The organism is Sphingobium sp. TomTYG65, from assembly GCF_055395525.1.
In genome coordinates this window covers 2185268-2210043 of the sequence record NZ_AP027330.1, presented here as the reverse complement: position 1 = coordinate 2210043, position 24776 = coordinate 2185268, and the positions used below count along the sequence as shown (strand labels likewise).

At 62.3% G+C, this 24776-nt stretch carries 27 protein-coding genes and 1 tRNA gene; 8 read left to right on the top strand and 20 right to left on the bottom strand.

Annotated elements, in window-relative coordinates:
- Nucleotides 1–78: 78 nt before the first annotated feature.
- A complete protein-coding gene (gene dmeF / locus ACZ5Y5_RS10915) occupies nt 79–1077 on the bottom strand; it encodes a CDF family Co(II)/Ni(II) efflux transporter DmeF (RefSeq protein ID WP_464808651.1) in 999 nt (332 codons plus the stop codon).
- Entirely contained in the window at nt 1074–1346 is a 273-nt protein-coding gene (locus ACZ5Y5_RS10910) for a metal/formaldehyde-sensitive transcriptional repressor (RefSeq protein WP_464808650.1), read from the bottom strand. The genes dmeF and ACZ5Y5_RS10910 overlap by 4 nt, the downstream gene beginning before the upstream one ends.
- Nucleotides 1347–1452: 106 nt before the next feature.
- Here ACZ5Y5_RS10910 and crtY point away from each other — a divergent pair, with 106 nt between their 5' ends.
- The 4 genes from crtY (at nt 1453) to ACZ5Y5_RS10890 (ending at nt 5658) form a co-directional block, all read left to right on the top strand.
- Nucleotides 1453–2604 carry a lycopene beta-cyclase CrtY gene (crtY, locus tag ACZ5Y5_RS10905; RefSeq protein WP_464808649.1) on the top strand — a complete coding sequence of 384 codons (1152 nt, stop codon included), beginning with the start codon at nt 1453–1455 and terminating at the stop codon, nt 2602–2604.
- Nucleotides 2604–4085, top strand: coding sequence for a phytoene desaturase (locus ACZ5Y5_RS10900; protein ID WP_464808648.1), 1482 nt, complete (start codon nt 2604–2606; stop codon nt 4083–4085). The genes crtY and ACZ5Y5_RS10900 overlap by 1 nt, the downstream gene beginning before the upstream one ends.
- Nucleotides 4082–4663, top strand: coding sequence for an LOG family protein (locus tag ACZ5Y5_RS10895; RefSeq protein WP_464808647.1), 582 nt, complete (start codon nt 4082–4084; stop codon nt 4661–4663). The genes ACZ5Y5_RS10900 and ACZ5Y5_RS10895 overlap by 4 nt, the downstream gene beginning before the upstream one ends.
- A 71-nt stretch (nt 4664–4734) precedes the next feature.
- Nucleotides 4735–5658 carry a phytoene/squalene synthase family protein gene (locus tag ACZ5Y5_RS10890; protein WP_464810527.1) on the top strand — a complete coding sequence of 308 codons (924 nt, stop codon included), beginning with the start codon at nt 4735–4737 and terminating at the stop codon, nt 5656–5658.
- Nucleotides 5659–5757: 99 nt separating this feature from the next.
- Here ACZ5Y5_RS10890 and ACZ5Y5_RS10885 read toward each other — a convergent pair whose 3' ends face one another.
- The 13 genes from ACZ5Y5_RS10885 to ACZ5Y5_RS10825 all read right to left on the bottom strand — a co-directional run bounded on the left by ACZ5Y5_RS10885 (nt 5758) and on the right by ACZ5Y5_RS10825 (nt 16877).
- Nucleotides 5758–7182 carry an ammonium transporter gene (locus tag ACZ5Y5_RS10885; RefSeq protein ID WP_464808646.1) on the bottom strand — a complete coding sequence of 475 codons (1425 nt, stop codon included), beginning with the start codon at nt 7180–7182 and terminating at the stop codon, nt 5758–5760.
- 13 nt (nt 7183–7195) lie between these two features.
- Nucleotides 7196–7534 (bottom strand): P-II family nitrogen regulator, encoded by a 339-nt coding sequence (locus ACZ5Y5_RS10880; protein WP_037462870.1) that lies wholly within the window; start codon nt 7532–7534, stop codon nt 7196–7198.
- Nucleotides 7535–7689: 155 nt separating this feature from the next.
- The gene (locus tag ACZ5Y5_RS10875) at nt 7690–8265 is read right to left on the bottom strand and encodes a DUF924 family protein (protein WP_464808645.1); all 576 of its coding nucleotides are present in this window, start codon (nt 8263–8265) and stop codon (nt 7690–7692) included.
- A 54-nt stretch (nt 8266–8319) separates the two neighbouring features.
- Entirely contained in the window at nt 8320–9762 is a 1443-nt protein-coding gene (gene tldD / locus ACZ5Y5_RS10870; protein ID WP_464808644.1) for a metalloprotease TldD, read from the bottom strand.
- A gap of 61 nt (nt 9763–9823) precedes the next feature.
- Complete coding sequence (locus ACZ5Y5_RS10865; protein WP_464808643.1) at nt 9824–10078, bottom strand: zinc-finger domain-containing protein; 255 nt, start codon at nt 10076–10078, stop codon at nt 9824–9826.
- Nucleotides 10079–10097: 19 nt separating this feature from the next.
- Nucleotides 10098–10173 (bottom strand) — tRNA-Val (locus ACZ5Y5_RS10860).
- A gap of 79 nt (nt 10174–10252) precedes the next feature.
- A complete protein-coding gene (locus ACZ5Y5_RS10855; RefSeq protein WP_464808642.1) occupies nt 10253–11251 on the bottom strand; it encodes a winged helix DNA-binding protein in 999 nt (332 codons plus the stop codon).
- A gap of 250 nt (nt 11252–11501) precedes the next feature.
- Complete coding sequence (locus ACZ5Y5_RS10850) at nt 11502–12353, bottom strand: D-amino-acid transaminase (protein WP_464808641.1); 852 nt, start codon at nt 12351–12353, stop codon at nt 11502–11504.
- A gap of 79 nt (nt 12354–12432) precedes the next feature.
- On the bottom strand, nt 12433–13830 hold the full coding sequence (locus ACZ5Y5_RS10845) for a UdgX family uracil-DNA binding protein (protein WP_464808640.1): 1398 nt from the start codon (nt 13828–13830) through the stop codon (nt 12433–12435).
- A gap of 7 nt (nt 13831–13837) precedes the next feature.
- Nucleotides 13838–14302, bottom strand: coding sequence for a hemerythrin domain-containing protein (locus tag ACZ5Y5_RS10840; RefSeq protein WP_464808639.1), 465 nt, complete (start codon nt 14300–14302; stop codon nt 13838–13840).
- A gap of 59 nt (nt 14303–14361) precedes the next feature.
- Entirely contained in the window at nt 14362–14658 is a 297-nt protein-coding gene (locus ACZ5Y5_RS10835; protein ID WP_464808638.1) for a hypothetical protein, read from the bottom strand.
- A 134-nt stretch (nt 14659–14792) separates the two neighbouring features.
- Nucleotides 14793–16043 (bottom strand): putative DNA modification/repair radical SAM protein, encoded by a 1251-nt coding sequence (locus ACZ5Y5_RS10830; protein ID WP_464808637.1) that lies wholly within the window; start codon nt 16041–16043, stop codon nt 14793–14795.
- 75 nt (nt 16044–16118) lie between these two features.
- Nucleotides 16119–16877 carry a class II aldolase/adducin family protein gene (locus tag ACZ5Y5_RS10825; protein ID WP_464808636.1) on the bottom strand — a complete coding sequence of 253 codons (759 nt, stop codon included), beginning with the start codon at nt 16875–16877 and terminating at the stop codon, nt 16119–16121.
- Between the two features lie 224 nt (nt 16878–17101).
- Between ACZ5Y5_RS10825 and rpsU the strand changes: the two genes are divergently transcribed.
- Nucleotides 17102–17308, top strand: coding sequence for a 30S ribosomal protein S21 (gene rpsU / locus ACZ5Y5_RS10820; RefSeq protein WP_004208618.1), 207 nt, complete (start codon nt 17102–17104; stop codon nt 17306–17308).
- 74 nt (nt 17309–17382) lie between these two features.
- Entirely contained in the window at nt 17383–17943 is a 561-nt protein-coding gene (locus ACZ5Y5_RS10815) for an FKBP-type peptidyl-prolyl cis-trans isomerase (protein WP_464808635.1), read from the top strand.
- 45 nt (nt 17944–17988) lie between these two features.
- Here the strand turns inward: ACZ5Y5_RS10815 and ACZ5Y5_RS10810 are convergent, their stop codons facing one another.
- From ACZ5Y5_RS10810 to pyrE, 5 genes are read right to left on the bottom strand one after another with little or no spacing between them, the layout of a single operon-like run.
- Nucleotides 17989–19068 carry an AI-2E family transporter gene (locus ACZ5Y5_RS10810; protein ID WP_464808634.1) on the bottom strand — a complete coding sequence of 360 codons (1080 nt, stop codon included), beginning with the start codon at nt 19066–19068 and terminating at the stop codon, nt 17989–17991.
- A gap of 22 nt (nt 19069–19090) precedes the next feature.
- Entirely contained in the window at nt 19091–19987 is an 897-nt protein-coding gene (lepB, locus tag ACZ5Y5_RS10805; protein ID WP_464808633.1) for a signal peptidase I, read from the bottom strand.
- Between the two features lie 32 nt (nt 19988–20019).
- Nucleotides 20020–20421, bottom strand: coding sequence for a holo-ACP synthase (acpS, locus tag ACZ5Y5_RS10800; RefSeq protein WP_464808632.1), 402 nt, complete (start codon nt 20419–20421; stop codon nt 20020–20022).
- Nucleotides 20418–21155 carry a pyridoxine 5'-phosphate synthase gene (locus ACZ5Y5_RS10795; RefSeq protein WP_464808631.1) on the bottom strand — a complete coding sequence of 246 codons (738 nt, stop codon included), beginning with the start codon at nt 21153–21155 and terminating at the stop codon, nt 20418–20420. Before ACZ5Y5_RS10795 ends, acpS begins: the two co-directional genes overlap by 4 nt.
- A 5-nt stretch (nt 21156–21160) precedes the next feature.
- Nucleotides 21161–21742 carry an orotate phosphoribosyltransferase gene (gene pyrE / locus ACZ5Y5_RS10790; protein WP_464810526.1) on the bottom strand — a complete coding sequence of 194 codons (582 nt, stop codon included), beginning with the start codon at nt 21740–21742 and terminating at the stop codon, nt 21161–21163.
- Between the two features lie 281 nt (nt 21743–22023).
- On the opposite strand from pyrE, the gene coxB reads away from it, so the two are divergent.
- Together coxB and ctaD are read left to right on the top strand one after the other, a co-directional pair.
- Nucleotides 22024–23043 (top strand): cytochrome c oxidase subunit II, encoded by a 1020-nt coding sequence (gene coxB, locus ACZ5Y5_RS10785; RefSeq protein ID WP_464808630.1) that lies wholly within the window; start codon nt 22024–22026, stop codon nt 23041–23043.
- Nucleotides 23044–23060: 17 nt separating this feature from the next.
- Nucleotides 23061–24728, top strand: coding sequence for a cytochrome c oxidase subunit I (gene ctaD, locus ACZ5Y5_RS10780; protein ID WP_464808629.1), 1668 nt, complete (start codon nt 23061–23063; stop codon nt 24726–24728).
- Nucleotides 24729–24776: the final 48 nt, after the last annotated feature.

Here is a 24776-nt window from a genome sequence, read left to right as displayed (position 1 = left end):
GCGCGCGATGAGCGCTTCCTGAACGTTCTTATTGGCTCGCGTTCAGGAAAGCGCCATTTCATCAGCCTTTTGAGGCGGTCAGCCGCACTCCACCGTCACATGCTCCATCCGGGGCAGCGCGCGGACTCGCTGGCGCACCCTTGCAACATCGTCGCCCGGAGCAAGGCTGATGATCGCCGCATGCGCATGCGGGCCGATCCGCCAGACATGCAGATCGCGGATCGTGCCGCCCTCCGCCTCCACCAGCCCTTTGATCCGCTTCATCAGTGCCGGTTCGGCCGTGTCGAGCAGGATGGACGCCGTATCCTTCATCAGCCCCCAGGCCCAGCGTGCGATCACTACCGATCCCAAAATCCCGACTGCCGGGTCGAGCCACCACCAGCCCATATAGCGCCCCGCGAGCAGCGCCGCGATCGCCAGCACGGACGTCAATGCGTCGGTCAGCACATGCACATAGGCGGCGCGCAGATTATTGTCGGCATGGCCATGTTTGGGGCCGTGTTCATGCGCGTGATCATGCTCATGATGATGGTCGTGCCCATGCCCATGCCCATGCCCATGATGGTCATGGCTATGATCATGCCCCAGCAGCATCGCGCTGATCAGGTTGATGGCAAGGCCGATGATCGCGACCAGCGTCGCCTCGCCGAACTTCACCGACACCGGCTCGAAAAAGCGCAGCACGGATTCGACCAGGATGAACAGCGCGGTCACGCCGAGCAGCAGGGCGGAGGCAAAGCCCGACAAGTCGCCAACCTTGCCCGTTCCAAAGGTGAAACGCGGGTTGCGCGCGTGACGCTTGGCATAGCCATAGGCGGCGGCCGCCACCGCCAGCGCGCCTGCATGGGTCGCCATGTGGAACCCGTCCGCCAGCAGCGCCATCGATCCGGTGATCCATCCGAACGCGATTTCCACCACCATAGTCGCAGCGGTCAACCACACGACCCACAGCGTCCGCTTGGCATTCTGGTCATGCCCTGCGCTGAGGTAAATATGGTCGAAATAATGCTGCTCTTCGTCTGCGTCGGGATCGATCTGGGCCAACGCATGAGGATGATGATGGTCGTGCATGCTCATTTTCCGTACCGCCGGATCAGCGCCAGCATTTCTTCCGCCGCTGCCTCCCGCTCCCTGTCTGTCAGGCCGGGGCGGGCCACATGATCGCGCATATGCTGTTCGATCAGCTCTTCCATCAGGCTGCCGACCGCGCCACGCACGGACGCCACCAGCTGCAACGTTTCCGAACAGCCTGCCTCGCCGGCCAATTGCCGCTCGATCGCGCCGACCTGCCCCGCAATCCGCCGCACCCGCGCCAGCAGCTTGTCCCGATTTTCGACCACATGCATAGGATACCCCCCTATGCTATGTGCTTGTTTCCGTCAAATCCGTTTAACTCGCCACTTCATTCATTAAATCCCTTCCCGCCGTCCCTCCACCTGCCTAACAGAAGGGATGGCTCAGAGCTTCCACTGCGACCTCGCGATCCTCGGCGGCGGCCTGGCTGGCAGTCTGATCGCGCTCGCCTTTACCCGCCTCCGCCCCGACATCAACCTGCTGCTGATCGAGCAGGGCGGGGTTCTTGGCGGCAATCATCTCTGGTCATTCTTCGACAGCGACATCAACCCCGCCGACCGCTGGCTGATCGACCCCCTCGTCACTCACCGCTGGCCCCAAGGTCACGAAGTCCGCTTCCCCACTTATCGCCGCACCCTGAACGCGGCCTACAACAGCATCGCTTCGGCTCAGCTTGACGCCCATGCCCGCGCGACCCTTGGCGATCGCCTCCTCCTCAACGCTGAAATCACCGGGGCCAGCCCCAATCAGGTCACCCTGTCCGGCGCGAGGGAAATCCGCGTCCACGCGGTCATTGACGCCCGCGGCGGCGGCGATCTTTCAGCGCTCGAATGTGGCTGGCAGAAGTTTGTGGGGCAAGCCCTTCGCCTGGCGCATCCTCACGGTTTGGAACGCCCCGTCATCATGGATGCCAATGTCGATCAGGTCGACGGCTACCGCTTCGTCTATCTTCTCCCTTTCGATGACCGCACCGTGTTCGTCGAGGATACCTATTACAGCAACAACGCAGCCCTCGACGTCCCAGCCCTCGCCGATCGCATCGCAGCCTATGCGGCCGGGCAGGAGTGGCGGGTTGAAGAGGTCGTTCATCAGGAAAGCGGCGTCCTGCCCGTCGTCCATGGCGGTGACTTCAACCGCTTCTGGCCGGTGGAAGACCGGGTTGCCCGCGCAGGCGTCCGCGCCGCATTGTTCCACCCCATGACCGGCTATTCGCTGCCCGACGCTGTCGCCACCGCCCTCTGGCTGGTGGATCAGCCGCTCGACGGCCTCGCCGCCGCCACCCGCGACCGCGCAGCGGCGCATTGGCGCGCTGGCGGCTATTATCGCTTGCTCGGCAAAATGCTCTTCCGAGCGGCCCAGCCGGACCAGCGCTGGCGCATCTTCGACCGCTTCTACCGCCTCAGCCCGAACCTCATCGGCCGCTTCTACGCAGGCCGGTCAACATGGGCGGACCGCATCCGCATCTTGTGCGGTCGTCCCCCCGTGCCCATAAGGAGCGCCATGCGCGCACTGTTGAGCCCCTCCGCCTGATGAACCGTAAAGCGATCGTCATAGGGGCGGGCTTCGGCGGCCTCGCCCTCGCCATCCGCCTTCAATCCGCGGGCGTTGAGACAACCCTGGTCGAAGCGCGCGACCGCCCCGGCGGCCGAGCTTATATGTGGGAAAAGGACGGCTTCGTCTTCGATGCCGGTCCAACCGTCGTCACGGACCCGGACTGCCTTGCTGAACTGTGGCGCTTGTCCGGTCATGACATGGCGGAGGATGTCAGCCTGGTGCCGGTCACTCCCTTCTATCGGCTGAACTGGCGCGACGGCACCAATTTCGATTATTCGAACGATGAAAACGCCCTTCGCGCCCAGATCGCCAAGCTCAATCCGCAGGATGTTGCGGGCTATCAGCGCTTCCTCGATTATTCGGAAGGCGTTTATGAAGAGGGTTATCGCAAGCTCGGCTCCGTGGCCTTCCTTGATTTCGCGTCGATGGTCCGCGCCGCCCCTGCCCTCGCCAAGCATCAGGCATGGCGTTCGGTCTATTCGGTCGTCTCTTCCTATGTGAAGGATGAGCGGCTCCGGCAGGCTTTGTCCTTTCACACCCTGCTGGTCGGCGGCAACCCGATGCAGACCAGCGCCATTTATGCCCTCATCCACAAGCTGGAAAAGGATGGCGGCGTCTGGTTCGCCAAGGGCGGCACCAACCGTCTCGTGCAGGGCATGGCGACCCATTTCGAGCGGCTCGGCGGCACTTTGCGCCTTGCCGATCCGGTGGTACGGATCGAAACCCATGGCGATCGCGCCGTTGCCGTATCGACCGCCTCGGGCTGGCGAGGGGAGGCGGATGCGATCGCGACCAATGCCGATCTCATGCACAGCTATCGCGACCTCATCGGCCATCATCCGCGTGGGCAGAAGCAGGCCGATAAACTCGCCCGCAAGCGCTGGTCGCCCAGCCTCTTCGTGCTGCATTTCGGCATCAAGGGCAGTTGGCCCGGCATACCGCATCACATGATCCTGTTCGGCCCCCGCTATGGCGGCTTGCTGACCGACATCTATGATCATGGCGTGCTGCCGCAGGACTTCTCGTTATATCTGCACCACCCGACGGTCACCGACCCGTCTATGGCGCCAGACGGTCATTCCACTTTCTACGCCCTTGCGCCGGTGCCCCATATGGGCAAGCTGCCGATCGACTGGAAGCAGTTCGGCCCCGTCTTTGCCGAACGCATCCTCGACGAGATTCAGCACCGGCTGATCCCTGACATCCGTTCGCGTATCGTGACGCAGTTCCATTATGCGCCGCCTGATTTTCAACATGACCTTTCCGCCCATCTCGGCAGCGCCTTCAGCCTCGAACCGTTGTTGACGCAAAGCGCGTGGTTCCGCGCCCATAATCGCGACGATGTGATCCCCAACCTCTATCTCGTAGGAGCGGGTACGCATCCGGGCGCGGGCATCCCGGGCGTCGTCGGCAGCGCGAAGGCCACGGCCGCGCTGATGCTGGAAGACCTCCTGTGAAGCGCCTTGCCGTCTATTGCGGCTCCGCCTTGCCCGCGGACCCCGTATATGTCGAAGCGGCGCGGCATGTTGGCCGTAGCCTCGCGCAGCGGGGCATCGGCATCGTCTATGGCGGCGGGCGGCTCGGCCTGATGGGCGCGGTCGCCGATGCGGCGCTGGAGGCAGGGGGCGAAGTGGTCGGCGTCATCCCGGAGGCGCTGGTCAGCGCCGAAGTAGCGCATCGCGGCTGCACCGAACTTCGCGTCGTCCAGACCATGCACCAGCGCAAGGCGCTATTCACCGACCTGTCCGACGGCTTCGTGACGCTGCCCGGCGGTGTCGGGACGATGGACGAGTTGTGGGAGGCGATCAGCTGGGCGCAACTCGGCTATCATTCGAAGCCTGTCGGTCTGCTCAACGTCGCGGGCTTTTACGACCAGCTCATCGCCTTCAACCAGCATATGATCGGTGCTGGCTTCATACGCCCACAGCATGCCAACATCCTCATACACGCAGATGCGATCGAGCCTTTGCTCGACCAGATGGCAGCATATCAGCCGCATGAGCCGATCTTCGCCATGAAGGCGGATCGCCTCTGATCGCCGCGCCGCTTGCGGCAAAGGACGGGGGAGGGCATGTCCCAGGCGTGACTCATCCTGACCGTTCAACATTGGTAGCCCACTCCCGCGACAGCATCGCCCGGGGTTCCAAATCCTTTGCCATGGCTTCCAAGCTGTTCGACCGTCAAACGCGGGAAAGCGCCTGGCTGCTCTACGCCTGGTGCCGCAAATGCGACGACATCGCCGATGGCCAGGATCATGGCGGCACGATGCAGGGCGTCGCCGATGGGCAGGCGCGGCTTTCGGCGATGCGCCTGTTGACGGATGCGGCGCTGCAGGGTGAGCCGACCGGCGACCTGGCTTTCGACGGCTTCGGCCTCGTCATGCGCGAATGCCGCATTCCGGACCGCTACGCCCATGATCTGCTCGAAGGTTTCGCCCTCGACGCTCGCGACTGGCGCCCCCGCAGCGAAGCGGACATGCTGCGCTATTGCTACCATGTGGCCGGAGCGGTCGGCTGCATGATGGCCGTCCTGATGGGCGTTGATCCGGACGACGAAGCGACCCTCGACCGCGCATGCGACCTTGGCCTCGCCTTCCAACTCGCCAACATCGCGCGCGACATCAGTGAGGATGAAGCCGCCGACCGCTGTTATCTGCCAGAGGAATGGCTCGTCGAAATGGATATCCCGCCTGGAGAGCACATGAAGCCCTGGGTGCGGCCACGGCTCGCTACCCTGGCCCGCCGTCTCGCTGACATGGCTGCCGCTTATGAGGACAGCGCCCGCCACGGCACGGGCGCGCTGCCGCCGCGTGCGGCCTGGGCAGTGTTGGCGGCGGCAGGCATCTATGGCGGCATAGCCCGCGAAGTCGCTCGCCGGGGCGAACATGCCTGGGACCGCCGTGTCATCACGCCCAAGCTGGAAAAGCTGGGCTGGGTCGTTCGTGCAGGCTTGCAAGTCCCCGGCCGCGCCTGGCGCTGGCCAGCTGCAGCACCGCGCTCTCCGCAGCTTTGGACTCGTCCGGCACGCTGACAAAAAAAGGACCGATACTTTCGTACCGGTCCCAGGCGTGTTCGCAGGAGGAACAAGGTGAGGCGGGCGGGCCGTTCCTTGCGGCCCGCCCTGCCGAATTCAGTAGTTGTAGGCGCGTTCGCCGTGGCTCGAGAGATCCAGACCTTCCATCTCGGCGTCGACGCTCGGGCGCAGGCCCATGGTCTTGTCGATGATGAAGTAGAGGATCGCGCTGCCGATGCCCGAGAAGAGCAGGGTGAAGACAACCGCCTTGAACTGGATCCAGACCTGACCCGGGATGCTGTAAGCTTCCGGATGGAAGGCCGCCGGGAAGACGGTGTAGTCGAACACGCCCTGACCGCCCAGCGACGGGGCCGCGACGATGCCGGTGCCGATAGCGCCGACGATGCCGCCGATGCAGTGCACGCCGAATACGTCCAGGCTGTCGTCATAGCCGACCTTGCCCTTCACGAAGGCCACAAAGATGTAGCAGATCGGCGAGACGAGGAAGCCGAGGACGATCGAGGTCATCGGAGCTGCGAAGCCCGCAGCCGGAGTGATGGCGACCAGACCAGCGACTGCGCCGGTGACCGCACCCAGCAGCGAAGCCTTGCCATGGTGGACCTGTTCGACCAGCGACCAGCTCACCGCCGCCGCGCAGGTGGCGACCATGGTGTTGATGAAGGCGACGCCGGTGACGGCATTGGCTTCAAGGTTGGAACCGGCGTTGAAACCGAACCAGCCGACCCACAGAAGGCTTGCGCCGATCATGGTCATGGTCAGCGAGTGCGGAGGCATGGGTTCCTTGGGGAAGCCGACGCGCTTGCCGATCATGATGGCGCCGACGAGGCCAGCGATACCAGCGTTGATGTGGACAACGGTGCCGCCCGCGAAGTCGAGTGCGCCCCAGCCCCAGAGCAGGCCGTAATCGGTCGGAGCATCGACCAGGAAGTCCGGGCCAGCCCAGTACCAGACCATGTGGGCCATCGGGAAGTAGATGAAGGTCAGCCACAGCACAACGAACACGATCAGCGACGAGAACTTCACGCGCTCCGCAAAGGCGCCGACGATCAGCGCCGGAGTGATCATGGCGAAGGTCATCTGGAAGACGACGAAGACGAATTCGGGCAGATAGACGTTGTTGCTGAACGTCGCCGCCCATGTCGTGCCATCGACGCCCATCAGGAACGCCTTGGAAAGGCCACCGAAAATATGGTTGTCGCCACCTGAGGTGAAGGCGATGGAATAGCCCCAGCAGGTCCAGACGAGACCAGCCACCGAAACGATCGTGAACACCTGCATGAGGATGCTCAGCATGTTCTTCGTGCGGACCAGACCGCCGTAGAAGAGGGCGAGGCCCGGGATCGACATCATAAGGACCAGCGCGGCGGAGATCAGCATCCACGCCACGTCGCCCTTGTTCATCATGCCCGCCATCGCAGCGGCGTCGGGCGCCTTGATCGGCGCGGCGAGCGCCGGCGCGGCTGCGAGCAGGGTCAGCGCAGCCGCCCCCATCGCACCGCAAAGCTTCTTGGAAAAGGTCATTATTCCCCCCTTCTTACAGCGCGGTTTCGCCGGTTTCGCCGGTGCGGATGCGCACGGCCTGACCGACATCGAGGACGAAGATCTTGCCGTCGCCGATTGCGCCGGAGTTGGCAGCCTGCTGCGTGGCTTCCACCACTCGCGGCGCGAGGTCGTCATCGCACACGACCTCGATCTTGATTTTCGGAACCATGTTCGTCGAATATTCAGCGCCCCGATAGATTTCGGTTTGCCCCTTCTGGCGGCCGAAGCCCTTCACCTCGGACACCGTCATGCCAGCGATGCCGAGCGAGGAGAGTGCCTCGCGGACATCGTCAAGCTTGAACGGCTTGATGATAGCCATGACAAGTTTCATGTCGCCCCCTGTTAATGGTGTGCGGCGACAATCCAGCAAGAGCCGTGCCAATTTGTCAGAAAGGCTTAATTTCGGGCTTTTCTGAAAAGGGTGTGGCGCTTCCCGCTAAAAAATTGGGCAGCGCGACGCTCATGCCCAAAAAATGGGCAGCTTACCTACCAACTCTCAGCCTGCCGAGCGGCCTCTTCTTCCTCAGGCAAGGTCTTTCGACCCAGCACGGCATTCCGGTGCGGGAAACGGCCGAACCGCTCGATCACGGCATGATGTTCGCGAGCGAACTGGAGCGAGCGGCTATCGCCCGCCGCTTCGAACAGATTCAGCGACAGCTTCTGATCGTTCAGATCCTCGCTGTGTTGGAATGGCATGTAAAAAAAGCGGCGGCCGGCTCCACCAATCTGAATATCGTAACCGTGGGCGATTGCACCGCGCGCCACGGCCCTGGCGAGTTCATCCGTCGCGAAAGCGTTGGCCGTGCCGCGAAACATGTTGCGCGGCAGTTGGTCGAACAGCAGCACGGCCGCGAGAGCGTCATCGGCACGATCCAGAAAGGCTTCTGCAGGCAACTCCTGCTTATCTTGCCATAGGCTTTTGAAGCGGACGGCGCATTGTTGGTCGAGCTCGGGATCATGTGCCCACCAGCGCTGCTCGCCAACCTTGTTGAACCAAAAGTCCAGAAGAGCCGCAGCCCAATTGGCGGTCACGGCATCATGGCTGTCCGTCAGCATGTTCATGTAGAAATAAAGATGCTGCGGAACTCTGGTTCCTCGGCCCGTGGCGGCCGCGCCTCAGGTCGCCGTTCCTCCGACCGTCAGGCCCTCGATGAGCAATGTGGGTTGTCCCACGCCTGCAGGCACGCTCTGCCCACCCTTGCCGCACATGCCGATGCCCTCGTCCAAGGCCCAGTCATTGCCGATGCCGACAACTTTGGTAAGCGCCGTGGGGCCATCGCCGATCAGCGTTGCGCCTTTGATCGGCTCGCCCAGCTTTCCATTCTCGACCTTATAGGCTTCGGTGCAGGAAAAGACGAACTTGCCCGAGACGATATCGACCTGACCGCCGCCAAAGCTCTTGGCGAAGATGCCGGACTTCATCCGGGACAGCAGCTCTTCGGGATCGTCCTGCCCCCCCTTGATGAACGTATTGGTCATGCGTGGCATGGGTGCGTGCGCATAGCTTTCCCGGCGGCCGTTGCCGGTCGGCTCCACACCCATAAGCCGGGCGTTCAGGCGATCCTGCATATAGCCTTTGAGGATGCCGTCCTCGATCAGCACATTCTCCTTGGTCGGCGTGCCTTCATCATCGATGGACAGCGATCCCCGCCGGTTCAGGATCGACCCGTCATCCACCACCGTAACGCCTTGCGCGGCAACCCGCTCGCCGATGCGCCCGGAAAAGGCGCTGGTGCCCTTGCGGTTGAAATCGCCCTCCAAACCGTGCCCTATCGCCTCATGGACCAGCACGCCCGGCCAACCAGGCCCCAGCAAAACGGTCATTTCACCCGCAGGCGCCGCTACCGAGCGCAGATTGACGCGCGCCTGAGCGAGCGCCTCGTCGATCGCCCGGTTCCAGATGGCGGGGTCCATCACCTGGTCATAAAGATAACGTCCACCAATGCCGAACACGCCGGTTTCGCGGCGGCCATTTTCTTCCAGGATAACCGAGACGTTGAGCCTCACCAACGGCCTTATGTCCGTCGCGGTAAAGCCATCGGCCCGCACAATCTCCACCACCGACCAGCTGCCCGCCAGGCTGACCGACACCTGCGCCACGCGCGGGTCACGCGCCCGTGCCGCGGCGTCGATGGCGGCGCAGAGCGTTACCTTCTCAGCGAAGGGAACGATCTCCAGCGGATTGGCGTCCGTATAGAGGTGGCGATTGGTATGCTGCGGCGGCGGGGCAGGCTGACCCTTCGCCGGATCGAGCAGCGCCAGCGTCTCCGCTGCGCGGCGGATCGCGGCTTCGCTGATGTCATTGGCATGAGCAAAGCCCGTCATCTCGCCCGACACGCCGCGAAGGCCGAAACCCGCATCGGTTGAATAGTCGGCGGTCTTCAGCCGCCCGTCGTCGAAACCGAAGCTCTCGCTGGCCCGATATTGCAGATAGAGTTCGCCGTCGTCGCAGTTTTTGAGCGCGTCGGCGGTCAGGCGGCGTGCGCCATCGGGATCAAGCAGGCCCGGCCGGTACAGAAGGCCGCGTGCATCGGTGAACTGGGAAGCAATATCGGTCATGCCGTCCGATATAGGGGCGGCATTTCCCAAGCCCAATCAAAATCGAAGGGGCAGCGCCTGCTCAGAGGCTCGCGCCCGAGGCGATGTCCGGCAGCCCTGCAACCTCTGGCGTGTCAGCCGTCCCACCGATCAGCACGAAGCGCCGGTCGCAATAACCGCAATCGACATAGCCATGCTCGTCGATTTCCAAGAACACGCGTGGGTGACCGAGAGCGGCGGGAATGTCGCCCGAACCGTCGCAGGAGACGCGCGGCTTGGTGACTCGAAGGATTTCAGGCGGCTGGATCATGATGCGCTCGATTAGCAGCGGCGGCATGGCATCGCAAGAAGGGCGGTGGTGGGCGATGACGGGCTCGAACCGCCGACATTCTCGGTGTAAACGAGACGCTCTACCAACTGAGCTAATCGCCCGATACCGCATCCTTGCCGACGCAGCCGGAGCGCGCCTATCTAGGCCAATCATCGCGCGGGTCAAGCGTTGATGATGACCTTAAGCGCAAAGGAAGCGGCGGCTCGCCGTGAACCAACGCGTCAGCGACTGGACGGTCTCGTCGGCCAGAGCAATGAAGACACGGCGGCCATCGTGCGGATCGGCCTGGCGCTCGACAATCCCCTTGTCGGTCAGAGTGCGAATCCAGCGCAGGGCAGTGGTCGGCGGCACCGCTGAGGCGATGCACAGGCTGGACACGGAAACCCGTTCCTGCTCAAGCCGTGCGGCGAGCAGGTCGAGCAGCATGTCCCAGGCTGGATCGGCAAACAGGTCGCCAGGCAGGAACTCCTCACGCAGACGCCGCGCCCGTAACAAATCTCTCACCTGCGCTCCGCTGAGCGCCGCGTCATCGGCCACTGGCTGGTTGCTGCCCATCGGTTCTACCGCCGGCATGCCGATATAGTCGCTGGCGCGGTCCGATATGCGTGGACCGAGCGCGAAAGAGGGCGTGGCAGGGCGTGGGCGCGACGTCAGCGCTTCCAACGTTCGCGCGAGACGGCTGACCTCTTCGCTCAACTGCTGCAACCGGACGCCCTCGCTCTCCTGATTGACCTCATGCAGAGCACGCTGCGGCGTTGCGCTTCCGGCGGTCAGCAGTGCTGCGGCCAGGTCTGTATGGTCGGGTGCGCAGAGCAATTGCGTCCGGTCGCTCCGGACACAGGCGAAGGCCAGATCGACCGTGTCCGTGCCCGCGACCAGAATGACAGGCACGTCATTCTGCACCGCCAGCGTCTCGACCTGCACCAGCAGCCGCTCGAGCATTGTCGACGACTGGGCGCAGAAGAGAAGTATAACGTCACAGCCGACCTGCATGTCGAGCCGCAAGGAAGCATCCGCAAGCTTGACGACATCCAGCAGCCGGAACTGAGCGGCGCGCGCTAGGCCTTCAACATCATCGAGGAAAATATCGTCCGCCAGGATGAGCAGTCCCGGTCGCTGATCCTTCACTCCGTAGCTTTCCTCCATCCTGGCGCCAAAGCCGGCCGCGGAACGATCCATTTCCACCTGTTAAACTCCTGTCCCTGCTTTGTTCTTAGCTTATCGCAATATCGGGGCCCTGCGCTTGCTCTCTCCTCCATATTGGAGATGGTGCGGCCGGGGCGTTGCTCGAGGCCCGGTTGCCGCCACGAAATACAAGGGCTTGCCTGACGCTGCCGCCATAATGGTGCGGCCTTTCGCCGAAATGGCGCGAGCGCCGGGGCGGATCGACTTCTCTCCGAAATGGATTCTTTTCGTCTCAGCACCAGCCTTAAACAGCCGTTTTCGTGGCGAAATCGATGTAGAGCTGACGCAGCCGGGTTGCGACTGGCCCGGGTTTGCCATCGCCGATCTGCTCGCCATCGATGCGGACTACCGCCTGGCAAAGCGTTGAAGCGCTGGTGATGAAAGCCTCGCGAGCCGCCAGGGCTTCTTCGACCGTGAACGGTCGGTATGTGACGGTCATGCCGCTTTCCTGCGCCAAAGCCGTAAGCGCTGCTCCGGTGCAACCGGCCAGCACCGCCTGCGAATAGGAGCGGGTGACGATTCCTTCGCTGGTGACCAGAAAAGCGGTCGAAGAAGCGCCTTCGGTAATGAAGCCATCTTCCACCATCCACGCTTCCTGCGCCCCAGCTTCTGCTGCGATCCGCTTCGCCATGGCTTGGGCGAGTAGGCCTACGCTCTTGATGTCACGCCGCGCCCAGCGCAGGTCCGGCGTTGTGACGACGGAGATTCCTGAGCGCGCGGCAGGACTGTCCAGAAAATGTTTCGCCTGCGTGAACATCAGCAGCGTGGGTTGCAAATCGGCCGGGGCCAGGAAGTCGCGACCGGCGTCAGCGCCGCCGGTCAGTTGCAGATAGATCAAACCTTCATCCAGACCGTTGCGCCTCGCCAGATCCTTCTGCACCGCCTCAATCTCAGCGGGCGATAAGGGGAGGAAAACGCCGATCGCTGCTGCGGACCGTTCCAGCCGCGCCATGTGTGAGGCGCTGTCGATCAGACGTCCTTCGATCACTGCCGTGACCTCATAAACGGCCTCTGCAAACAGGAAGCCGCGATCCATTACCGAAACACGGGTTTCGGCAAGCGGCAGGAACTGGCCGTTGAGATAAGCAATCGACATGAACGAACGGGGTCCCCTGTGCCAAGATACACGATCCCGCGATGTTGCCGGGGCGATGCCCTGGGTCAAGCGGCGATCGTCAATCCAGCGCCTTCACCCGCTCGCCTATACCGCGCAGCTCTTCGACAAAGCGCTCCCGTTCGGCGGCCTTGCGCGCTTCGTCCGGCATGCGCAGCAGGAAACTTGGGTGAACCGTCACCCATCCCTCGATGCCGTTGTCGAGCGGGATGGGCGCACCGCGGGTGCGGCTGATCGTCACGGCCTTGCCCAGTATCGCGCGTGCGGCCGTAGCGCCGAGAGCCACCAGGATGCGCGGCCGTATCAGGTCGATTTCCTGGTCCAGCCACCAGCGGCATGCCTGAATCTCCGGGGTTTCCGGCGTCTGATGAATGCGCCGTTTGCCGCGCCGCTCATATTTGAAATGCTTGACCGCATTGGTCACATAGACGCTCGCGCGATCAATCTGCGCCTCCTCCAGAGCCCGGTCCAGCAATTGGCCTGCAGGCCCGACGAAGGGGCGTCCGGCAACATCCTCCTGATCTCCCGGTTGTTCGCCAACCAGGACGAGCCGCGCGTCGAGCGGACCTTCGCCGAAGACCGTCTGTGTTGCGTCCCTATATAGATGGCAGCGGGTGCAGGTCGATGCCTCCTCGCGCAGGGCGTTCCAAGCGGCCGCTATGTTGCTCGGCCGGGCTGGCATCTTTGGGGGTGTGGCGATCATGCTTGCTTCCCTTGCCTGTGCACCAGCGACCAGCTCCGGGATGAGCGCTGCCTCAGGCAAATTGCGCCAATATTTCTTCGGCATCTCCGACAGCATGGCGCGCTGCTTGAGCCGTGCGGGATTGAAGGTCGCAGCGTAATAGCTTTTCCAGACCTCTTCGACCGGATCGCCTGCAGGTGCGTCCGTGCGGGCCGCCCCGGGGCCTTCGCTCAATATTTCACCATCCCAATGGATGCTGATCTCGGGCGTCAGGATGGACCAGCGCATCGACGCGAAGCGCCTCACAAAGAAGCCGGCATTTGCACGAACGATATGATGATCGGGTTCGAACCAGGCCACGAAGCGCGTTGCGTCGCCCTCCTCGACCTCACGAAAGCGGACGAACGCGCGCATCTTGTGCATGTCGCGCCGTACCGCTTTGGCGAGGCTCTCCACGCGGCGCAGCAATGGGTCCGCCTGATCCTCCATGCGCCAGGGATGTTGCCGCACATGCAGCAGCAACTCATACAGTAGGGCAAAGCGTTGCTCGTCCCGGTGCAGTATCGCGCTTTCGGCCAAGTCAATGAACCCGCGCGGCACTGAAAAGGCGCCGCTGAAGTCGGGAAAGGACGGCTTGTCGAAGGACAGGAGTGAGGCGGCCTGTCCTTCGACGCACCAGTCGATATCCTGCGCCGGAACCTCGGCCAGGGCGAAACGTCGGGCGGCCGTGCGCCAGCCTTCGAAATCGTCCGGCCCGCTCAGCAGCGCCTGATACATATATGCCTCAATCGGAGGCTTCTGCCCGCTGCAGTTCGGCAGGCTTGCGCTTGGCGAAGGTCGCGGCCAGTTTCTGCTCCTCTTCGTCCGTCAGTTCGGCGGCGGCGTCTGGGAACATCTCCTCTTCCTCCTCCTCAATATGATGGAGGTAGCGTTTTTTCAGTTTGCCGAAAGTCTCGCGCCAGGCATCGCTATCGACCTCCAGCTCCTGCAACTCTTCAAGATAATCGTCGATTTCCTTGTGCTCCGAGACGCTGTGCTGCGCGTCTTCCCGCAGATCGGGCCTGGCCAGCATCGTCGCGTAGAGCGTCTCTTCCTCCGCTGCAGCATGGGCGGTGACTTCTACCCGGAACTGCTCAAACAGCTGTTCCAGCCGCTCCTGATCATCCTTGGCGTCAGCCATCTGCTCGAACAGACGGCGGTGTAAGTCATGATCCTGCTTCAGGCGGTCGAAAATCGTGGCATTGGCCATGGGGTGCTCCTCTTGATCCAGAGGGCAAAACGAAAGCTGTCAGGCTTTGGGTCCCGAGGTCAGCCGAACAAGAAGCGAAAGATGATCGCGACAGGTATCCATAGTAGGCTGCTGGCAATGCTCGCGAACCAGACCTGCGCGACATCGCGGCGGAAACGAAGGTCCAGCCCCGCGCTCGAAAGGCCGCTTTCATCAAGTATTTCCCAGCGGCGCTCAAGACCGCGCGCAGCCATGGCAAAGCCGCCAATGGCAATTATGAGGGCAAGGTGAAGCACCAGCGAGCCGCCCATTCTGGCGACGATGCCGATCTGGAGCAGGCAGAAGACGACGAGCGCGGTGGCCAGATGGCTGCTCATGCGCTTGGCATAGCGGCCGCCATGAGATTGCGCAGAAGCATTTTTGAACAGCGTCGCCACCACCAATTCCCCTCCATTCCTTCTCCCAAGAAAAACATGAAGCGGGGCGCTTATCAACGGCAAAAAGCAGCGGTTCAGGCAAAAAGCTCGAATTGCGTAGGGGAAGGGGTGATATGCCTTTGCAGGTCCACCTTGTCGATGAGGTGCAGCGGCCGCCAATCGCTTGCGACGAGGAAAGGCCGCAGCTTGGCGATCGAACTGGTTAGTCGCGCGACATCTTCCAACCTCAGGCGGCGCTGCCTGCGGCTGGTGACGATGCGATCAACCGCCTTCACGCCTAACCCCGGCACGCGCAGCAGCATTTCGCGGGGGGCGCGGTTCACGTCCATGGGAAAGATATCCCGATGCCGCAGCGCCCAAGCGAGTTTGGGATCGATGTCGAGCGGCAGATGGCCGGTCTCGGGATCGGTCGCCTGCTCGATGTCGCTTACTGAATAGCCGTAGAAGCGCATCATCCAATCGGACTGATACAGCCGATGCTCCCGAAGAAGAGGCGGGCGCTTGAGCGGCAGGACGCTGCTGGGGGAGGGGATGGGCGAAAAGGCGCTATAATAAACGCGGCGGAGCGCGTGCCGGTCGTAAAGCGATCGCGCCCGCCGCAGGATCGCCCGGTCGTCCGCTCCATCCGCACCGATGATCATCTGCGTGGATTGGCCGGCGGGTGCGAAGCGGGGGGCATGCCGGTAACGTTTCCGTGCATCTCCCATATCCTCGATGGAGGTGCGCAACCCCTTCATCGCGCCCTCGATCCGCTTTCCATCCTTTTCAGGGGCGAGCCGTTTCAGCCCCTGTTCGGTCGGTAGCTCGACATTGATCGACAGCCGGTCGGCATAGAGCCCGGCCTGATGCGTCAGTTCAGGGTCGGCATCGGGGATGGTCTTGAGGTGAATATAGCCGCGAAAATCATGCTCTTCCCGCAACGACTTCGCCACTCCGACCAGCTGCTCCATCGTGTAGTCTGGAGAGCGGATGATTCCGGAGGACAGAAACAGCCCCTCGATATAATTGCGGCGATAGAAGTTGAGCGTCAGATCGACCACTTCCCGCACCGTGAAGCGCGCGCGCCGCACATCGCTGGACCGGCGATTGATGCAATAATGACAGTCGAAGATGCAGCTGTTGGTCAGCAATATCTTGAGCAGTGAAATACATCGGCCATCCGGCGCATAGGCGTGACATATCCCCATTCCCTCGGTTGACCCCAGCCCGCCCTTCCGGCCTGACAGGCTATCGCGCTTCTTCGTGCCAGACGATGCGCAGGACGCGTCATATTTCGCTGCGTCGGCTAGGATTTCGAGCTTCTGACGGGTGGACAAGGCGGGCATGAGTTCATGATATGTTCTTTTCCCAACCCTGTCCATGATCTAGATTGTTCGCTCCCCTGCCACCTCTACAAAGATTCAGCTCTTCCAACTCGGGTCGATTCGGTCGATCAGCCGGACCATCGCTTGAAAATCGGGTACGCCGGGCCCGGTCGGCAACTGCACGCCGCCAATGTCGCGCTGATGCACCGCGATCACATCGTCGGGGATGTCGAGAGGCGTGCCCGCCGCGCTGGTCACGACCTGGATTTCGCACGCGCGCTGAAGCATCCAGTGCATGAGGAACGCCTTGGGCAGGCTGTCGGCCATGACCAACGTGCCATGGTTGCGCAGCATCATCAGCCGCTTGTTGCCCAGATTCGCGATCAGCCTTTCTCCCTCCTCGGGCCGGAGCGTGATGCCTTCAAAATCATGATAGGCGATTCGCCCCGCGAAGGCGGCCGCGTAGAAATTTGTGGGTCGCAAGCCTTCGCGCGTTGAACTCACAGCCATGGCGGCGGTGGTGTGCGTGTGGATCACGCAATGGGCATCGGGCAGATGACGGTGAAAGACGCTGTGCTGGGTAAAACCCGCTCGGTTTACCGGATAGGGGCTGCCGTCTAGGACATGGCCATCTATGTCGATCTTGACCAGGTTGGACGCGGTCACCTCCGAATAGAGCAGCCCGAAGGGGTTGATCAGAAAGGCGTTATCTTCACCCGGAACGCGCAGAGTAATATGGTTGTAGATCAGTTCCGACCAGCCCATATGGTCGAAGATGCGATAGCAGGCCGCCAGTTGCTGGCGGGCCTGCCACTCGGCGGCGGGCGCATCGGGAACGGAAATGGCGGTGGCCATGGCGATCCTCCTTCTTATCTATTAGGGCGACTATCCGCTCTCATGGCGCCGCTGTCGAGGGAAACGGCTTTAGGGTTGAATTTGGCCGACTCTGCTGGTACGGCGCGCCCCACACGGCGCAGGCTGGCCTGCGACGACTCATCGCTATTACATTCGGTAGGCCCGTCGGGAGGGGTTTTGTTTCCTGGCGAACCGCCCACTTTCGACTGGAGTTTGACTGGCTTATGCAAATCATCGTTCGCGACAACAATGTCGACCAGGCCCTGCGCGCGCTCAAGAAGAAGCTGCAGCGTGAGGGCGTGTATCGCGAGATGAAGCTGCGCCGTCACTACGAGAAGCCTTCGGAAAAGCGCGCCCGTGAAAAGGCGGCTGCGGTTCGCCGCGCGCGCAAGCTGGAGCGCAAGCGCGCCGAGCGCGACGGCGTCCGTTAAGGCGATCGTTATTCGGGGCGGCTGCCTGGCCGTCCCTTCCTGCTTGTTTACCCGCACCTGCGAGGCTTAGGTCCATGTCCACGACCGCTGTTCCCCTTCGTCCCGTCGCCAAGGGGTCGCTGACGCGTCTCTGGATCGGCGTTGCCGCTGTCGCGATCGCCGCCGGCGGACTTGCTTGGGCCGGACAGCGCGGCGTCGAGGCGTCGCCCGCGAGCTATCTCGCGCAGAATGCGGGTGAGGACGGCGTGGTCACGACCGAATCGGGGCTGCAGTATAAGGTGCTGGAAGAGGGCACTGGTCCCAGCCCCACGCCGGCAGACGTCGCGCTGGTGGGGTATAAGGGAACGCTGCTCGACGGCACTGTCTTTGACGAGAACCCCCAGACGGCGATGCCTGTGGATGGCGTCGTGCCCGGCTTTTCTGAAGGGCTGCAGAAGATGAAGAAGGGCGGCAAATACCGTCTCTGGATTCCGCCGCAGCTTGGCTATGGTGAGCAAGCCGCTGGCCCGATCCCCGCCAATTCGGTGCTGGTGTTTGACGTCCAGCTGCATGACTTCAAGTCGAAGGCAGAGATCATGCGGATGCAGCAGATGATGCAGCAGGGCGCCACGCCGCCCCCGCTTCCCGCAAACTGATCAGATCATCAGCATTGGACAAGGGCCCGGTTTACGGGCCCTTTTCTATTCGACGACAACGATGCCGCCCGTGCCCGGTTCGTCCTCATGTGCCTTGGAGCGTTCCTCCAGATAAACCTTGATCATCGCCACGATTGGGTCGGCCAGGAACAGCCCCAATATTCCGAACAGCGCCCCGAACAGGATTTGTGCGGCCAGCACCAGCGCTGGAGCGAGGTCAGTCGCGCGCTTCGCCACCATCGGCACGATCAGATAACCGTCGATGATCTGGACCACCAGATAGACGAAAAAGGCGTAGAGACCGGTATCGACCCCTGCCGAAAACCCGACCAGCACAATCAGCACGCCGGAAATGATCGATCCGATATTCGGCAAAAAGGCGAACAGCCCCGTCAGGATTCCCAGCAGGCCCGCCATAGGCACGTCACCTGCCAGCAGCAGCAGCCAGGTGCCGACGCCTTCCACCGCCATGCCGATCAAACGCCCGAACATCAGGCGGCGTAAGGTCCAGCCCATCTTATCGGCCACATTATAGAAGCTCAGCCGACTGCCCATCGGCAGCATCCAGGCAACGCCGCGTTCGTACAGCCTGGGTTCCATCGCGATGAAGATCGCCAGCACCAGCATCATGACCGCGCTGGTGATCGCACCCATCATCGTGCCCACCGCAGCGGTTACGCGGCCGATAGAGTTGAAGGCCTGGCTCGCCAGGCTCTTAAAATCATTGGGCGTAGTGGTGACGCCCAATTGCTGCATCCATTCGCCGATCCGGTTGATCTGCGCTTCGACGATCGATCGCATGGCCTGAGCCTGCAGCGCCAGGCTCGATCCGGTCAGATAGAATGTGTAGGCGAGGAAGAGCAGCGCCGCGATCAGCACGATCGTGAGCCGCCAACCGCGGCTGATCGGCAGGATACGACCCAGCAGCCGTGTCCCCCCATCCATCATCGTGGTCAGGACCAGCGCCCCCAGTATCAACATGATCGGCTGCGCGAGCAGAACCAGAAGCGCGACGGCGACCGCCATGCCGATCCAGACGCTCGCCCGTCTGATTTCATGCTGGACGAGGGGGCTGCGAAGTTCGCTGGGGCCGGGTTCCTCGATATGGACGTGCTTGCCGCTCAATCACCAGCCCCTTTGAGATTCGTTATTTCGGGGGTGGAACGCTTCCGGGTCGCAGGCTGTTCCCGGCGCGGCCGCTGCGCAGACCATGGATCCAGCTCAGTGGGTTCCAGGTGGAATTGCCATCCAGCGAGAAAGTGATGAACTCCGCCCTGCCGCCGATCGCTTCCCACGGAACTGGGCCGCCCAAACCATTTTCTTCCAGCGGCGCACGGCTGTCGGCACTGTTGTCGCGATTGTCGCCCATCAGGAAAACGTGGTGCGGCGGCACCCGTACCGGCCCATACCAATCCAGCGCGCTCGGACCCATGTCGATGGTGAGATAGCTTTTGCCGTTGGGCAGAATCTCCTGCCGGACTGGTAACTGGCAATAATCCTTGCCGTCGGCTCCGGTAATCCTTGCGCCGGGAAACTGGGTGGGGGAGCAAGGCGCATTGCCATCCACGGGGATCAGGACGGGCTTCATCGCCTTCTGCGGAACCGCCACACCGTTCAGAATCACCTGGCCGCCGCGCACCTCGAGAATGTCGCCGGGCAGGCCAATCACGCGCTTGATATAGTCTTCCCGCCGGTTGTGCGGTGAAACGATGACGATGTCGCCCCGCTCCGGCAAATGGCCGAAAATCCGTCCTTTGAGGAAGGGCAGGGGGTGGAAGCTGGGCGAAACATAGGACCAGCCATAGGGGAATTTGCTGACCACCAACCGGTCGCCCTTGAGCAACACCGGCATCATGGACTCGCTCGGAATGTAGAAGGGTTTGGCGACAAAGCTGTGAAAGGCGAGTACGGCCAGGATCAGAAGAGCGATGCTCTTCACTTCATGCCACCAATCGATTGCGCCCCTGTCCGTCCGCGCCTGCACCGGCGGCGCAGGCTCTTCGGTCGGAAGCGGATCATTCTCGCTCATATCGGTTGCCGTCATGCAGGGCTTCTCGGATGCTGGGGGCGCAGTCGTCACAGGGGCAGGGCCTCGATGATGACATAGGCCTGCGCCCATGGATGATCATCGGTTAGCGTGACGTGAATGACCGGCGTGTGGGCCGCGGGAACCAAGGATTGAAGCCGGATAAGCGCCCCGCCGGTCAGTTCCAGTGTTGGCGCGCCGCCGGGCTGGTTCACGACCCCGATATCTTTCATGAAAACGCCGCGGTTGAAGCCCGTGCCCACCGCCTTGGAAAATGCTTCCTTCGCGGCGAAACGCTTTGCCAGCGTTCCGGCCTTGGTGAAGGGGCGGCGATTCGCCTTCGCGCGCTCGATTTCGGTGAAGACACGCAGCTCGAATCGCTCGCCGAACCTTTGAAGCGAGTTCTGGATCCGCTCGATATTGCAGAGGTCGGAGCCCAGGCCGATGATCACCGCACCAGGTCCATCTGCCGCCGCATTTCGCGGATGCTGCCTTCCAGTCCGCCGAATATGGCCTCGCCGATCAGGAAATGGCCGATGTTGAGCTCAGCAACTTGAGGAATGGCGGCGATCGGGCCGACATTGTCGAACGTCAGGCCGTGGCCCGCATGCGGTTCGATTCCGTTCTTGGCCGCAAGGGCTGCGGCGTCGGCGATACGCCGCAACTCGTCCGCCCGTTCAGCGCCCGCCACATGGGCATAGCGGCCGGTGTGGAACTCCACGACGGGCGCGCCGAGGCGGATTGCTGCTTCGATCTGCGCCGGATCAGCCTCGATGAACAGGCTGACGCGAATCCCGGCGCTGCCCAGCGCTTGAACGATCGGCTTCAGCACCTCGATCTGACCTGCTGCGTCGAGCCCGCCTTCGGTTGTCCGCTCCTCGCGCTTTTCCGGCACGATGCAGGCGGCATGGGGCCGGTGCTTCAGCGCGATGTCCAGCATCTCCTCAGTCGCGGCCATTTCCAGATTTAGGGGTACGGTCAGCGCCGCCATGAGCGTCGCGATATCCTCGTCACGAATGTGCCGCCGGTCTTCGCGAAGATGTGCGGTGATGCCGTCCGCCCCGGCCTTCACCGCTAGCAAAGCGGCCTTGACCGGATCGGGATGCTCCCCGCCTCGCGCGTTCCGGATGGTGGCAACATGATCGATGTTGACGCCCAGGCGCAGACAGGCGGGGGGATGCTGCATGCTATTTATTGCTTCCGGCTTCCAGGCTTGATCGCGGGTATGGCCGCCAGCTCGGGCGGCACTTCATCTGCTTCATAAACCGGGAAATTGATGCTGACGAGCGGATAGAAAGGCACGCCCAGATCGACTTCGCCTGCGGACCGATCGACCAGCGCCGCCTCGGCGATCACGATGCCGCCTTCCGCTTCCACCGCTTCGATCGCCTGACGCGAGGAAAGGCCGGTCGTGACCACATCCTCTACCATCAGCACTTTTTGTCCTGGAGTGATCGCGAAACCGCGGCGCAGTTCGAACGTGCCTTCGGGCCGTTCGAGGAACACAGCGTCCTTGTCCAGCGCCCGGCCGACTTCATGGCCGATGATCAGGCCGCCCATGGCGGGCGAGACGACAAGGTCGATGTCATGCCGCAACTCGCGCGGCAGCTTCTGTACCACTGCACGGGCAAGCCGGGCTGCACGCTCGGCATTCATCAATACGCGTGCGCATTGCAGATAATTGGCGCTCCGGCGGCCGGAGGACAGAATGAAATGCCCCTCCAGCAGCGCTCCTGCTGCCCTGAATTCCGCCAGTACTTCCTCGTCGGTCATCCGATTTTCGATCCATCCGCGCATGTCCCGGCCTCATTTCAGGGCCGTCCGACATATATTCTTATAACATGAGCTACGCCCATGACGCGCCCCTGTGCGCGAGGTGCGAGATAGGCGGACGATAGGGGCGTTGCAACAGCGAAGAAAATCTGCTCCTGCCCGCTTGAGGCATCAAAAAACCATGCCTATAAGCCGCGGCAGACCGACCGGGCGGAGGGGGACGCGTATGCGCGCGCCTTCGTTGCAGCGGCGCCAAGGGGTTACGGGGTAAGAAGACGCTTATGAAAATGGTGAAATCGCTCGTTCTCGCCGGGTTGCTGGCCTTCGCGCCGGCTGCGGCGTTGAACAGTCAGGCGTTGGCGCAGGACAATGCTGCCGTCGCAGGCGCTGCTGCTGACAATGCAGCTGCACCGGCCGAGTCGAGCGCCAATGCGGCCGCTCCGGCTGCGGAAGCTGCTCCGGCGGCCAAGGTCGCCGCGCCGCCCCGCATGAAGCCGACCGAAGGCATCGGCATGCCGCGTCCGGGCGAAATCACCTTGCAGGAGCAGTTCAGCCCCACTGGCCACACGGCTCGGTGGCTGCATGACGTGCTGTTGCTGCCGCTCATCACGATCATCTCGGTCTTCGTTCTGGTCCTGATGCTCTATGTGATGGTCCGCTTCCGCCGCAGCGCCAATCCGGTGCCGTCGAAGACCTCGCACAACACGCTGATCGAAGTGATCTGGACGGTCGTGCCGGTGGTCATCCTGCTGGTCATCGCTGTGCCCTCGATCGGGCTTCTGGCCGACCAGTATAAGCCTGCACCGAAGGATGCGCTGACGGTCAAGGTCACCGGCTATCAGTGGTATTGGGGCTATGAATATCCCGACAACGGGATTCCCGAATATGTGTCGAACATGCTGCCCAAGGACAAGGCAGAGGCCAATGGCGAGCCCTATTTGCTCGCGCCTGACAATCGCATGGTTCTCCCTGTCGGCCGTCCGATCAAGCTGATCATCACTGGCGCCGACGTGATCCACGCTTTTGCTGTGCCCTCGCTCTGGGTGAAGATGGATGCGGTTCCGGGCCGCCTCAATGAGAAGACCTTCACTATCGAAAAGCCGGGTGTTTATTACGGCCAGTGTTCGGAGCTTTGCGGTGCGCGTCATGGCTTCATGCCTATCGCCATCGAGGCGCTGCCTCCCGCCCAGTTCGATCAGTGGGTTCTCTCGCAGGGCGGCAAGCTCCAGGGCGCTCAGCCAGCGGCAACCGCTGCTGCGGCTCCCGCTGCGCCGGCCGCCGCCCCCGCGCAAAAGCTTTGATGTAAGGGCAAGACGCCATGACAACCATTACCGCAGATCATCACGGCGATCATGCTCATGAGCATCATGACGCCGATCACAAGCCAGCCTTCTTCCAGCGCTGGTTCATGTCGACGAACCACAAGGACATCGGCACCCTCTACCTGATCTTCGCGATCCTCGCCGGCGTGATCGGCGGCGCGATTTCGGGTCTGATGCGTGCTGAGCTTGCTCAGCCGGGCATCCAGTATCTCCATACCTGGGCGCAGTGGAGCGACGGTCCCTCGGCCACGCTCGACCAGGCCTATCACCTTTGGAACGTCCTCATCACCGCGCACGGTCTAATCATGGTTTTCTTCATGGTTATGCCCGCGATCATTGGCGGCTTCGGCAACTGGTTCGTGCCGATCATGATCGGCGCGCCCGACATGGCCTTCCCGCGGATGAACAATATCAGCTTCTGGCTGCTCATCCCCGCTTTCGCGCTGCTCCTGGGTTCGACCTTCGTTCCCGGCGGTACGGGTAATGGCGCAGGCACCGGCTGGACGGTCTATGCGCCGCTTTCGACCAGCGGTTCTGCGGGTCCGGCGGTCGATATGGCGATTCTGTCGCTGCACATCGCGGGCGCCAGCTCGATCTTGGGTGCGGTGAACTTCATCACCACCATTCTCAACATGCGCGCGCCGGGCATGACCCTGCACAAGATGCCGTTGTTCGTCTGGTCGGTGCTGGTCACTGCCTTCCTGTTGCTGCTCGCGCTGCCCGTACTGGCTGCGGCGATCACCATGCTGCTGACCGATCGCAACTTCGGCACAACCTTCTATGACGCTGCTGGCGGCGGTGATCCGGAGCTGTATCAGCACCTCTTCTGGTTCTTCGGTCACCCCGAAGTGTACATCATGATTCTGCCGGGCTTCGGCATCATCAGCCAGATCGTCTCCACCTTCAGCCGCAAGCCTGTCTTCGGTTATCTGGGTATGGCCTACGCCATGGTGGCGATCGGGGTCGTCGGATTTGTCGTCTGGGCTCACCACATGTTCACCACCGGCATGTCCGTGAACGTGAAGATGTATTTCACGGCTGCGACGATGGTCATCGCCGTCCCGACTGGGATCAAGATCTTCTCGTGGATCGCGACGATCTGGGGTGGTTCGATCAGCTACAAGACCCCCATGGTATGGGCGCTTGGCTTCATCTTCCTCTTCACCGTGGGTGGCGTGACTGGCGTTGTCCTGGCGAATGGCGGCGTCGATGACGTGCTGCACGACACCTATTATGTTGTCGCGCACTTCCACTATGTTCTGTCGCTGGGGGCGGTGTTCGGCCTGTTCGCGGGCTTCTACTACTGGTTCCCGAAGATGTCGGGGCGCATGTATAACGAGTTCCTCGGCCACCTGCACTTCTGGGTATTCTTCGTCGGCGTGAACATGCTGTTCTTCCCGATGCACTTCCTGGGCCTGTCGGGTATGCCGCGCCGCTATCCCGACTATCCCGAAGCTTTCGCTTACTGGAATGGCGTGGCCAGCCATGGCTATGAAATCATGGCGGTGGGCGTGCTGATCTTCTTCGTGAACGTCTTCTGGTCGCTCGTCGCGGGCAAGAAAGCCGAAGGCAATCCGTGGGGTGAAGGCGCCACGACGCTGGAATGGACGCTGCCTAGCCCGCCACCGTTCCACCAGTTCGAAACCCTGCCGGTCATCGACTGACGACCGGCGAGAACAGGAGCGCTCCGCATAGCGGAGTGCGGGGTAGCG

What these genes read in the sequence shown, in the direction of transcription:
- ACZ5Y5_RS10900 (WP_464808648.1), top strand. Translation starts at nt 2,604, where the DNA reads ATGAACCGTAAAGCGATCGTCATAGGGGCGGGCTTCGGCGGCCTCGCC.
- ACZ5Y5_RS10840 (WP_464808639.1), bottom strand. Translation starts at nt 14,302, where the DNA reads ATGGCCAATGCCACGATTTTCGACCGCCTGAAGCAGGATCATGACTTA.
- dmeF (WP_464808651.1), bottom strand. Translation starts at nt 1,077, where the DNA reads ATGAGCATGCACGACCATCATCATCCTCATGCGTTGGCCCAGATCGAT.
- ACZ5Y5_RS10875 (WP_464808645.1), bottom strand. Translation starts at nt 8,265, where the DNA reads ATGAACATGCTGACGGACAGCCATGATGCCGTGACCGCCAATTGGGCT.
- pyrE (WP_464810526.1), bottom strand. Translation starts at nt 21,742, where the DNA reads ATGACCGACGAGGAAGTACTGGCGGAATTCAGGGCAGCAGGAGCGCTG.
- ACZ5Y5_RS10850 (WP_464808641.1), bottom strand. Translation starts at nt 12,353, where the DNA reads ATGTCGATTGCTTATCTCAACGGCCAGTTCCTGCCGCTTGCCGAAACC.
- crtY (WP_464808649.1), top strand. Translation starts at nt 1,453, where the DNA reads ATGGCTCAGAGCTTCCACTGCGACCTCGCGATCCTCGGCGGCGGCCTG.
- ACZ5Y5_RS10880 (WP_037462870.1), bottom strand. Translation starts at nt 7,534, where the DNA reads ATGAAACTTGTCATGGCTATCATCAAGCCGTTCAAGCTTGACGATGTC.
- lepB (WP_464808633.1), bottom strand. Translation starts at nt 19,987, where the DNA reads ATGACGGCAACCGATATGAGCGAGAATGATCCGCTTCCGACCGAAGAG.
- ACZ5Y5_RS10825 (WP_464808636.1), bottom strand. Translation starts at nt 16,877, where the DNA reads ATGGCCACCGCCATTTCCGTTCCCGATGCGCCCGCCGCCGAGTGGCAG.
- ACZ5Y5_RS10815 (WP_464808635.1), top strand. Translation starts at nt 17,383, where the DNA reads ATGTCCACGACCGCTGTTCCCCTTCGTCCCGTCGCCAAGGGGTCGCTG.
- ACZ5Y5_RS10885 (WP_464808646.1), bottom strand. Translation starts at nt 7,182, where the DNA reads ATGACCTTTTCCAAGAAGCTTTGCGGTGCGATGGGGGCGGCTGCGCTG.
- ACZ5Y5_RS10855 (WP_464808642.1), bottom strand. Translation starts at nt 11,251, where the DNA reads ATGGATCGTTCCGCGGCCGGCTTTGGCGCCAGGATGGAGGAAAGCTAC.
- ACZ5Y5_RS10865 (WP_464808643.1), bottom strand. Translation starts at nt 10,078, where the DNA reads ATGCCGCCGCTGCTAATCGAGCGCATCATGATCCAGCCGCCTGAAATC.
- coxB (WP_464808630.1), top strand. Translation starts at nt 22,024, where the DNA reads ATGAAAATGGTGAAATCGCTCGTTCTCGCCGGGTTGCTGGCCTTCGCG.
- ctaD (WP_464808629.1), top strand. Translation starts at nt 23,061, where the DNA reads ATGACAACCATTACCGCAGATCATCACGGCGATCATGCTCATGAGCAT.
- ACZ5Y5_RS10910 (WP_464808650.1), bottom strand. Translation starts at nt 1,346, where the DNA reads ATGCATGTGGTCGAAAATCGGGACAAGCTGCTGGCGCGGGTGCGGCGG.
- ACZ5Y5_RS10795 (WP_464808631.1), bottom strand. Translation starts at nt 21,155, where the DNA reads ATGCAGCATCCCCCCGCCTGTCTGCGCCTGGGCGTCAACATCGATCAT.
- tldD (WP_464808644.1), bottom strand. Translation starts at nt 9,762, where the DNA reads ATGACCGATATTGCTTCCCAGTTCACCGATGCACGCGGCCTTCTGTAC.
- ACZ5Y5_RS10835 (WP_464808638.1), bottom strand. Translation starts at nt 14,658, where the DNA reads ATGAGCAGCCATCTGGCCACCGCGCTCGTCGTCTTCTGCCTGCTCCAG.
- rpsU (WP_004208618.1), top strand. Translation starts at nt 17,102, where the DNA reads ATGCAAATCATCGTTCGCGACAACAATGTCGACCAGGCCCTGCGCGCG.
- ACZ5Y5_RS10845 (WP_464808640.1), bottom strand. Translation starts at nt 13,830, where the DNA reads ATGTATCAGGCGCTGCTGAGCGGGCCGGACGATTTCGAAGGCTGGCGC.
- ACZ5Y5_RS10830 (WP_464808637.1), bottom strand. Translation starts at nt 16,043, where the DNA reads ATGCCCGCCTTGTCCACCCGTCAGAAGCTCGAAATCCTAGCCGACGCA.